Below are 10,617 nucleotides of genomic sequence, written 5' to 3' on the forward strand. Positions count from 1 at the left end.
GATCTGTTGACAAAATAAAATTCTGTTAAAGAATCAATTCCTTTGTGACTTGGTGGCTAAAAATACCATGAAGGCTCTAAGAAACAAAGCTTTACCAATCAAACACCATGTAAAATTTTGGCAATGTTTTTAAAGCATTGATTTATGATACAGCCTTTTTTGAATTATGAAATTTTATGATTGAAAAATCAGCCAATTTGCTTCTTTCATTTCCCAATTTTCAGGTAGAGAACCTATGCCTGTCTCTGGATGATTTGTGAGAAAATTGAAAAAATATACGCTTAGCTCTCAAAAACGGGGTCTTCCCGGTCGATTACACCCCTGATAAAAACGATCATCTGGTCAATTTCCTCCCAAGAAAACCCTAATTGGGATTGGGAATGGGCCAGTTCATCCCGAAGTCTTCCAATCTTATTCATCATATCCACCCAATTGTCCCTGCTAAAACCTGGTTCAAATTTGCGGAAGCGCTGTTTTTTGGAAAAAACCGAACCAAGATCCCCAAACTGTAAACACTGTACCAGGTCAATTTCTTCGCCTCTTGCTTTCTTCCATTCATAGAGATTCTTGGCCTGGCCCAAGCGATTCTCGGTAATGCTTTCCTCCCAATGTGGAAGCTGCTTCCGGATCAGATCTTTTAGGTGGGTTTCCAAAAGACTGATCAATCCGAATAATCCAATCCTCAAGGGAATTTTATCCAAGTCCGTACGGGTTACGATATATGCGGGATTACCATCTTCATCTTTGATGAAATACCTCCTTCTTTGGATCAACATGCGAAAAGCCATAAGCAAAGGGGTGTCAGCTTCCATCCAATCTTCTTGCCGTAAAGGGGAGGGTGCCTCATCTCCATCATCGAATTTCATCCATGCACCATCCACACTGATAATGGCGGAATGGAAGTTCCGCTTTCTCATTTCTTCTCTAAAGTTGGACTGGTCCAGGAGCCGCAGGTTTTCTGCAATCGGCAGCACATTGATTTGCTCTTCAAAGAGCAACCTGAGCCGGTCCATGGAATTCATTCTGGCCTTCATATCAAATCAATTGGCTTAATTTTAGATTTAAAGTAGCCCAATGCTATCTTATTTCCGAATTTAAATGATGATCAAAGAGAAAATAAACATTTTTATAACCTTTTCCTCCTTTTTTAAGTGCTTAGTGAGTTGAGGATCCTACTCCTGGCATTGATAATGTCAACCCTTGTCCTTTGATAAATAAGAAACCAAGAAGAATGCTGTAAATATCTATCATACAAGAAAATAGGATAAATAAGAATGACGTTTTTTCCTGTGATTTGGAGTAAATAACTGTCTTGGAGAGGGCTTAATGGGAAAGTGTTTTGAAGAAAAAATACCTAATATTAGGTATTTTTCAGTAATGTCAGGCATGATAAATTTGCCTCAGGGTGATTAAGCAACTTTTTTGAATTTATATTTTAGTATTGAACAGGGGGTATTTGTTTGGTGACTTTTTGCCCCTGTTTTTCTTTTGTAAAACTTCAAACAAGTGTAACTTAGTAGGGTTAAAGCAATAAACCCTCAACTTATGGAATTGTATGCCAAGGCACTGACCTTTGCCATCCCCTTTTTCCTTATTCTGATCATAATAGAAGAAATTGCTGCCCGTAAAATGAAGCGGCAGATCAATTATGGGATGGATACGATCTCAAGTTTGAGTTCAGGGATGACCAATACCCTAAAAAACCTGATGGGCTTGTCTATCGCCATTGTGTCTTATGGCTGGTTGGTCGATAAGGTGGCGCTTTTCCATATTGAGAGTACTTGGATGGTGTATGTGGTGGCTTTTATCGGGATGGACTTTGTGGGGTATTGGAGCCATCGCTTTGACCATACCATCAATGCCTTTTGGAACAGACATATTGTACACCATAGCAGTGAAGAATTCAATTTGAGTTGTGCGCTTCGACAGTCGGTCTCTGCCATTGTCGGCATTTACTTCTTCCTTTATATTCCTATGGCCTTTCTGGGTGTTCCGGGTGAGGTGGTGGCTATTGTAGCTCCAATTCACTTATTTGCCCAGTTTTGGTACCATACCCGTTTGATTGGTAAAATGGGTTTCTTGGAGCATATTTTAGTGACCCCTTCCCATCACAGGGTTCATCATGCCATCAATGACATTTATCTGGATAAAAACCTTTCCCAGATTTTTATCTTTTGGGACAAATTGTTCGGAACCTTTCAGGAGGAGTTGGACGAAGAACCTCCTGTGTATGGGGTAAAAAAACCAGTCAATACCTGGAATCCATTGATCATCAATTATGTGCATATGTGGTCGCTGATACAGGATGCCTGGAGGACAAAAAGCTGGTGGGACAAATTGAGAATCTGGTTTATGCCTACAGGTTGGCGACCTGCAGATGTGTCTGAAAAGTATCCTTGGAATTACTGGAAGAATGCTTACGAGCAGGTCAAATATGATAGCAAACCGTCCCAGACCTTATTTGCCTGGTCTTGGCTACAGTTGGTAGTAAACTTTGCCATGGTATTTCATGTACTTGTCGCCTTCGTTAATTTTCAATACCTAGAGGTGATGTTGTATGCTATTTTTATGATGGTTTCGATTTTTGCCTATACCAGTCTGATGGATAAGGCAAAAGTGGCCATTCCCGCGGAAATCATCCGTTTTGTGATGGGTATAGGATTGATTTATTGGAATGGGGGATGGTTTGGTCTCCAGGAAATTATACCTGGTGCAACTGTCCTTATTGGAATTTATCTGGCAAGCTCCTTGCTCATGGCTTTTTGGATACTTTCCAAAGAAACAAAAGCAAAATTGGATGTGAAGCCTGCTGAGCTGGTGTCCAGTAATTGAACCTACGATATCAAATTAAACGCTAAGATACTAAAACCTGGCAGGTTTCTCCTTCAAATTGCCTGACCAAACAGATCAGATGAATAACTTATTTACAGAAAATTTAGTTATCTTAACAACTAAATTTTCATGCTTATGCGGTACATCCTGTTTTTGATTTGCTGTGGCATTTTTGCTTGTTCTTCGAAAAACTCCTCTAATCCTGTTTCTGACAAGGAAATTACAGTATCTATCGATACTGTTTATCTGGATAGTAAGGGAGAAATTCTTTTTTTGTTCCACAATCTGAGCCTTTCGGATTTTTCAGAAGACAAGTCTTTACTGTATAATTTTAATACCCAGACACCTCAGGTTGAGGTTTTGGATTTAGACAATCTTCAATTTGTCAAAAGAATACCATTTGACTTGGAGGGTCCCAATGGTGTGGGTGAATATGTAAATGGGTTTCAACTGCTTGGAAAAGACAGCGTTTATATCAATTCATTTTTTCAATATGGCATCTTCAATTGGTCTGCGGAGAAAATTATGGATTTGGGCTTTAGCGACATCATGTTTGGAGAATGGCTGGTAGATGATTTTTTCCGTTCTAACAATTTACATGTAGCCTCACTTGATGGGTATAAATTAGCAGGGATTTTTGATGATTGGCGATCTGGGGACAGCGACCCTGTTTTTGGCATGATGGATTTAAAAAAGAAAGAATTTTTCTTTGATTCCCTCAATGGCTTTGATTACTTAGATAGCTTTTCACCAAAAAACTCAGAATCTGGAAGAAAGGAGCGTCTTTATTGGGTAATTAGTAGTATGGAGAATAATGATATCCTGATAGGGAATAATATCGGATCGGATCTTTACAGGTTCAATACCAAAACTCAGGTGATAGAGTTCAAATCCTTTGAACATTCCTTATTTCCTTCCAGGAAGACAATTCAAGTTCCTAAAACAGTTGATAGTTTTGCCGAATATCATAGGGTTTATTTGGAGTCTCAGGAAGATATTAACTTTCAGTTGCCTGTTTGGGATGAAAGTAACCAATTGTATTATCGGTTTAGTTTCAAAAATAAATTGGGAGATGTAGATGGAGATTTGGCTGCTGTGAGTGCGAAGGTTTTTTTAAGTATTTTAGATCAAGACCTGAACTTAATTGCCGAATCTGAAATTCAGGAATTAAAGAAATCACCCAATTTTCATTTCGTAAAAGACGGGAAGATCTGGATTTTTGAAAATATAAAGGATGAAGTGAGTTTTATTAGACTAAAAATTGATCTTTGAGCCATACTTTTTTATTTATCACTCAAATTTTTGCTTGCCTTTGAGTTATAAAATGCCTTTTTATTAATCATGCACTGGAATTGACAAAAAAAGACTGACCTCACTTTGTATATGAAACATCATCTTTCCATGGTTAATTGGAGGAATTTTTCAAAAATCAAGGTTGTCCGTATCCACCAATTCCACCCATCGCTTCATCTTTTTTTGGATGACTTTCCAATGGTGTCTGTCCTCTTCTGTGATCAATGAGATGGCTTCTCCCTCTATTCCTGCCCTGCCGGTCCTTCCAATGCGGTGGATGTAATCTTTGGGAGAGCGTGGAAGTTCGAAATTGACCACATGGGGCAATGCCTCGATATCAATTCCCCGGGCAGCCAAATCTGTGGCCACCAGTACGCGCAGTTTTCCTCCTTTGAACAACCTCAAAGCCTCTGTTCTTGCCCCTTGGCTTTTGTCTCCGTGGAGCGCCATGGCCTGTATACCGTGTTTGTTGAGTTTGGTGGTCAGGTTGTCCGCGGTGCGTATCGAAGAAGCAAATACCAGGACCTGTTGCCAGTTGCCTTCCTTTATCAGATGCCTCAAGAGCGGTCCTTTCCTTTCAGGATCGACCAAATAGGCCGTCTGCGCGATAAGCTCAGGCGTGACTTCCTCCGTTTGGATTTCGATTTTCACGGGATTTTTCAGCAGCTTGTCAATCAGGCCTTCCACAGCTTCATCCATTGTAGCGGAGAAGAGGATATTCTGGCGCTTCTTTGGCAACCTGTTCAAAATCTCGTCCACTTCCAGTTTGAAGCCCAAACTCAATACCTTGTCTGCTTCATCCAAGACTAAGGTAGTCAGTTCAGAAATGGAGATGGCATTTTTGGAGATCAAATCCAGCAAACGACCAGGCGTGGCCACCAAAATGTCCGTACCGTTCAATTTCATCATCTGTGGATTGATGGATACCCCTCCAAATACTGCTGCACTTTTTATTTTTCTGGGGAGGTGTTTGCTGAATAGCCTTACCACCTCTTCCACCTGAGCTGCCAGTTCCCTGGTGGGTACGATCACCAATACAGGAACAGACCTGCTTTTGTTGACCTCTTTTTTCTGGAATTCCTCCAAGATGGGTAGGATATAAGAGGCCGTTTTCCCTGAACCTGTCTGGGCGAGGCCAAGTACATCCCGCTTTTGAAGGATGGCCGGAATGGCTTCGATTTGGATAGGGTAAGGGGCTTCATAATTGGCTTCTTGGATGGCCTTTACCAGGATAGGAGATAAGCCCAGGTCTGAAAAATTCATGTACGGGATTTTTTTGGTAAAGGTAGGGTTTATTTTTTTATTCAAAGAGTCGAGTGGATCATAGATTTGAGTCGATTATTTTTACTAATCGGCTCATAAGCTAATATTTGATTAAACAAAAGGGGCTTTTATCCCATACCTCTATGAGCAGGGAATGCTGGCCAAATCTGGGGCAGGGAGGTCGGTGCGGTATGCGTTGAACTTTTCTTTGTGAAAAACAATAAAGCCAAGCAATCCTGTTTGGCTTCGAAATAGTGGGTGAGCATCAGGCTCGGTTCAGGATTTCATATTTGAATCACTTTTCCATAAAAAATAAGCATATAGTCCTATCCAAAAAAAGTACATCCCAAAACCAATTCGCTGACCAATTCCTGGAATTTCAGGAAAAATGAAAATCCAATTTCCACAAACAATGCTCAGCCAAGTAATGGTTAATCCAAGCCATCGGACATTATTCCAATAGCTGATTTTATTCATTAATCGGGGGAAGGTGAAGGCACCAATTAGAAAGAAAATGTAAGAACCAACGCTTCCAATACTGTGCAAAATCATAGTAGTGGAATACCTTTCTTCAAAATCTCCCGGAAAAATCCCTGCCAAAGCCATGAATAATCCGCTCCCGACAATGCCTATTAGAGGCCATTTGTTGGAATTGTTTTCTTTCAGGTTTTCGAATAGTCCATAGCCAAACAGAGAAACCATCAAGCCGGGCAGTATATAGCCAAACAAATTAAATACCCAGCGGTTGGCCACATCCATTGACCCCAATTCACTGACAGCTTTGGTCAGATGACTGTATTCTGGTCTACCATTGCTGACAATCAGGTAGGTCATGACAAATAAAGCAGGTGCCAGAAGTCCTAACAAGGCATATACTTTTTGTGGATGCTTCATAAACCAATAATTCGATAGATGAAGGTCAATGGATTGTAGTACTTATGAGTTTGTTGCCTTTTTTGATGGTAGTGGTCTCTTTCGGCTTTAAACTTTTCTTTTATTGACTTTTTCGGAATAACTGCTGAATCAATCCTTTGCAAGACCGTGTCAACTTTTACTGAGTTTTGCTCAAGATCAATGCCGGGCAAATAGTCAGCTTGGAGTGCTTGGATTGGGTGGTAAGATATCCAACAAATAGAGAAAATGAGGATTAGTTTTGAAAGCATATGGATTTAAATTCTGTGATTTGCTTGCAAAACTAGTGTGGGGTTTTCAATAAAAATTTGATCTATATCAAAAAGGGTCTCTTTCAGCCCTTATACGACTCAGGGTTTCCTGTGTTATCCCTAAGTAGGAAGCGAGCATCCCTAAGGGAACTCTTGATACTTTGTTTTTGGAGCTTTTGCAGAAGTATTGATACTTTTCCTTTGCACTATGAAATTTAAAGGAGAGTGAACGCTCTGAATGTTCTAAAAAGTAGGAAGACATCAGGTATCTACCGAAACGTTCCATTTCATGATAGGCAGCAAAACAGTTTTCCAAATCTTCAATCCCAATAGCTATCAATTCGCAAGGCTCGAGTGTTTCGATGTAGAAGTTATCGGGAATGTTTCTCATAAAGCTATACACAGAGGTAATCCATTCCCCCTCAGCCGCGAAGTTGTCTGTGATTTCTTTATCGTCTTTTTGATAATATATACGAAGGAGTCCGGAATGGATAAAATAGGTGTGCGTACAAATTTTTCCTGGTTGGTGAAGAAATGTTCCTTTAGGCACGTTGATTTCTTTGCAAATCTTTTGGATAGATTCCCGCAATGAATCAGAGACAGGTATATACCCTTCTAGGTGTTGGATAAGATGAGTAAGCATAGGAATCCTTTTTGAAGTGGAACAGTCTGGATTTTTGAAAGCGGATGTTTTCTAGACAATGATAGTTTTTTCAGATTTTAAAAAAAAACTGAAGAATCCAATTACCAATTGGTAATTGAAATCATCTAACCAAACATTTTTTTTGATAATTCCTTTCAATAAGCTGTTAAAAAAAGCTTAAATCCTGGTTCTTTAGTAGTATTTGAAATTCAAAAATAAAACAAAAATGTCTATGTCGTTTTCATATATTACCATGGCGTTCTCTGCCGCAATCTTAGTCATCTTGGGGATGGTTTATTCATTTTTCCCACAGGAAATTTTATCAGAGCTGGTTCAAGAACCGACCCCAATATTGGTACTTGTACTCCAACTCTTGGGAGCTGTTTACATAGGATTTGGAGTGATGAACTGGATGTTGAAAAATGTCAAAATCGGGGGGATTTATGCAAGACCTCTGACTTTAGGGAATTTTGCCCATTTTTTTATTGGAGGATTGTCAATAGTTAGGCTAGTTATTGAAGAAGAAGCCAGTTCTTTTTATGTATTTATCTTTTTGGTAATTTATGTAGTTTTCGCAGGCATGTTTGCTCGATTAATCTTTTCTTAAATACTAACCCTTTCTTATGCAGTTCAAATTCATTGATTGCACCTTTCTTTTCTTTCTTTTTCTGTCAGTTGCTTCCTATAGTCAACAGCAGAATGCAATTGAAAAATATCTTCAGCAAAAGCAGGAGGAATATCAACTTCCCGGTCTTGCTGTGGGTATTGTGAAAAACGGGCAAGTATATTTTCAGACTGGATATGGTGTAACAAATATTCATTTTCCCAAGCAGGTCACTGAATATTCAGTATTTCACACAGGTTCTGTAAGTAAACTTTTTACTGCACAGGCAATCCTCAAACTTGTAGAGGCTAAGAAAATAGGGTTGGATACCCAATTGGCAGCATTAGACTTAGGACTCAGATTAAAAGATAAACAAATCTCAGAGGTGACTATTCGTCAATTACTTGAACATCAATCAGGTTTACCGGATGTTTGGGGGTATAATTGGAGAAGACAAGACACGGACTCCTTAGCACTTCAGCACTATTTTTCCAAAAAGAAACTGAAACTGAAAACCTCCCCTGGAGAAGAATACCGTTACAGCAATTTAGGCTACGATTTATTGGCCTTGATTGTACAACAAGTAGAGGAGGAGTCTTTTGAAACCTTTGTGAAGAGAGAAGTACTCAAGCCTGCAAATATGTCTACAGCAGATTTTAGATATTTTGCTATTTCGGAGGATATGCGGGTATCCCCTCATACAAAAAATTTGTTTGGCAAGGTTAAGGTGCGAAAAATCTATCCATATACCCGGAAACACGCAGGGAGCAGTACCTTGAACTCAAATGTTGATGAGTTATGTAAATGGATGATTCAGTTTATGAATGATCCCTTTCATCAGCAGTTTTTAGTGCCTTCTCCGGTGTATGCTTATAATTCGTTGGGCTTTCAGTTATATAGGGTAGGCGGTAAAGATGGATTTGGTCATTATGGAGGAGATAAAGGTTTCCGGTCATTTTTGATGATGGTTCCGTCGGAAGAAACCGGAATAGTTCTACTCTCCAATGCAGATTTTAACGAGGATTTTCGTCAGGATATAGGATTCACATTGATGAAATCACTCCTTAACCACTAAATGCCCAACAAATTCAATTTTAATCCGTCTAATGTTCATTGTTAAGCGAAATCTTATCTCCAATTATAGATCGTAAAAATTAAACTACATTTTGGTATCAAGTGTATTCATGATTAGAAGGCAGTGAAATCATCGAAACTTAAAAATAGAATTCTGGGGTTTATGGGTGGAATCATTATTGGTGCCACCGTTGCGTATCTTGTATTAATGGTATTTGGTGATTTAAAGGGAGGTACGGAATTTCCTTGGTACACCAAGTTACTGTTGATTGCTGTTGTAGTATTTGCGCTTTGGTTAACCATAGCCATTCATGAATTGGGCCATGTCATTGCAGGACTTTCTCAAAAATTTGAATTTAGATTACTATCTGTGGGACCTGTGTTGGTTGAAAAAGAGTTAGGCAAACTCAAATTGAAAAGAAATACAAATTTCAATACATTTGGAGGTGTTGCCTTGTGCTTACCGACGGATCAGGAAAATTTGAATAGAAGATTTGCAGTCTTCGCGTTTGGAGGGCCTTTAGCAAGCTTAATTTTTGGTGGGATTCTCTCAATCTGCCTAATCTATTTTCAATTGGACCCTTCTTCACTTGCGTTTTATTTACTTGAATCCCTTTTACTTATCAGTTGTATACTTTCTTTTTGTATTGCTTTGGTTACATTAATTCCCATGCATTCAGAAGGATTTACTTCCGATGGAGGGAGGATAATAAATTTATTAAGAGGTGGGCCATCCGCCCAAATTGAATCAACACTATTGAACGCTATTGCTCAGGCGACCTCTGGGATTAGACCATCATTGATAAACCCCGATCCAATTTTAGTAGCGCTTAATCTTCCTTATGAGTCTCCCTTAAAACCTTATTTAAGTGGACTATTGTATAACCATTACCAAGACGTAGGAGAATTGGAAAAGGCCAGCTGGCATTTAGATCAGTATCTGGAAGGTGCTCAATATATCCCCAAGGGATATGTTGCATCGTTATATTTAGAAAAAGCCTGGTTTGAGGCAAGGCACAATAAAAACATCAGTCTTGCAAAAGATTATTCTTTCCGAGAAAAAGCAGGTGTAATGGTTCCTAAATCTCAGGTCTTGAGGGTAGAAGCAGCAATTGCCATGGGAGAAGGCAATAATAGCCTGGCGGTTAAAAAAATCAATGAGGCTATAAAAGAGTTACCAAAACTAATAGATAAAGGTGCCGCGATAGCTGAAAAAGAATGGCTTGAACACATGCTTGAGGAGTGTAGGGTAAAGAATTAGGTCGGAATAACAATAGATTTTCATTGAGGTCAGAAAATAATTCTACCTTGAAATCCGGATATTTCGGTTTACTTAGAATTTTAAGATCATCCACTGTCCAATTCAAGGGTTTGAAGAAGTTTGTCTTTAGCTTCTTAATGCCTGAGTTAGTTTAAGAGATTTGTGGAGCATTTTCCCTGATGAAAAATTTAAAAATTCTAACAAATAATTTGATTGTTTTTGGGCGTATTTACAATGAAGAATAGATAACCTGATAAATTTATAGATAGGAACAGACTTACAATTTCTTAAAAATAATGGGACTATGACAAAAACTGTGTAAGTTGGTTTCACTACTTACGAAGTTAAAGTTATACCTCGAAATTCTCTGTGTGATTTAGAAGAAATCGCACGGGGAATTTGAGGAACCCGCGGTAGGCGAATACCCGATCTGTGTGCAGACAATTTCTTACCTTTAACACACAGATTGCAAAAATGAAAAAAG

At 39.0% G+C, this 10,617-nt stretch carries 10 protein-coding genes; 5 read left to right on the forward strand and 5 right to left on the reverse strand.

The features are described from left to right. Positions 1–281: 281 nt before the first annotated feature. The gene (locus tag CLV48_RS11505; RefSeq protein ID WP_106567418.1) at positions 282–1,034 is read right to left on the reverse strand and encodes a CBS domain-containing protein; all 753 of its coding nucleotides are present in this window, start codon (positions 1,032–1,034) and stop codon (positions 282–284) included. Positions 1,035–1,545: 511 nt separating this feature from the next. On the opposite strand from CLV48_RS11505, the gene CLV48_RS11510 reads away from it, so the two are divergent. Both CLV48_RS11510 and CLV48_RS11515 read left to right on the forward strand, forming a co-directional pair. Further along, a complete protein-coding gene (locus tag CLV48_RS11510) occupies positions 1,546–2,832 on the forward strand; it encodes a sterol desaturase family protein (RefSeq protein ID WP_106567419.1) in 1,287 nt (428 codons plus the stop codon). Positions 2,833–2,967: 135 nt separating this feature from the next. Further along, the gene (locus tag CLV48_RS11515) at positions 2,968–4,104 is read left to right on the forward strand and encodes a DUF4221 family protein (protein ID WP_170069020.1); all 1,137 of its coding nucleotides are present in this window, start codon (positions 2,968–2,970) and stop codon (positions 4,102–4,104) included. Positions 4,105–4,254: 150 nt separating this feature from the next. On the opposite strand, the gene CLV48_RS11520 is transcribed toward CLV48_RS11515, so the two are convergent. The 4 genes from CLV48_RS11520 to CLV48_RS11535 form a co-directional block, all read right to left on the reverse strand. After that, positions 4,255–5,388: a DEAD/DEAH box helicase gene (locus tag CLV48_RS11520; RefSeq protein WP_106567421.1), complete on the reverse strand. Its 1,134-nt coding sequence runs from the start codon at positions 5,386–5,388 to the stop codon at positions 4,255–4,257. Positions 5,389–5,664: 276 nt separating this feature from the next. After that, on the reverse strand, positions 5,665–6,282 hold the full coding sequence (locus CLV48_RS11525; protein WP_106567422.1) for a DUF998 domain-containing protein: 618 nt from the start codon (positions 6,280–6,282) through the stop codon (positions 5,665–5,667). Further along, positions 6,279–6,551 (reverse strand): hypothetical protein, encoded by a 273-nt coding sequence (locus CLV48_RS11530; protein ID WP_106567423.1) that lies wholly within the window; start codon positions 6,549–6,551, stop codon positions 6,279–6,281. Before CLV48_RS11530 ends, CLV48_RS11525 begins: the two co-directional genes overlap by 4 nt. Positions 6,552–6,618: 67 nt before the next feature. Then, a complete protein-coding gene (locus CLV48_RS11535) occupies positions 6,619–7,194 on the reverse strand; it encodes a Crp/Fnr family transcriptional regulator (RefSeq protein WP_106567424.1) in 576 nt (191 codons plus the stop codon). A gap of 232 nt (positions 7,195–7,426) precedes the next feature. Between CLV48_RS11535 and CLV48_RS11540 the strand changes: the two genes are divergently transcribed. The 3 genes from CLV48_RS11540 (at position 7,427) to CLV48_RS11550 (ending at position 10,133) form a co-directional block, all read left to right on the forward strand. Then, positions 7,427–7,801, forward strand: a complete 375-nt coding sequence (locus CLV48_RS11540; protein WP_010608988.1) for a hypothetical protein — start codon at positions 7,427–7,429, stop codon at positions 7,799–7,801. Between the two features lie 16 nt (positions 7,802–7,817). Beyond that, positions 7,818–8,873, forward strand: coding sequence for a serine hydrolase domain-containing protein (locus CLV48_RS11545; protein WP_106567425.1), 1,056 nt, complete (start codon positions 7,818–7,820; stop codon positions 8,871–8,873). Between the two features lie 162 nt (positions 8,874–9,035). Further along, on the forward strand, positions 9,036–10,133 hold the full coding sequence (locus CLV48_RS11550; protein WP_106567426.1) for a M50 family metallopeptidase: 1,098 nt from the start codon (positions 9,036–9,038) through the stop codon (positions 10,131–10,133). Positions 10,134–10,617: the final 484 nt, after the last annotated feature.

Origin of the sequence: Cecembia rubra, assembly GCF_003014575.1 — a bacterium.
Taxonomy (GTDB): Bacteria; Bacteroidota; Bacteroidia; order Cytophagales; family Cyclobacteriaceae; genus Cecembia_A; species Cecembia_A rubra.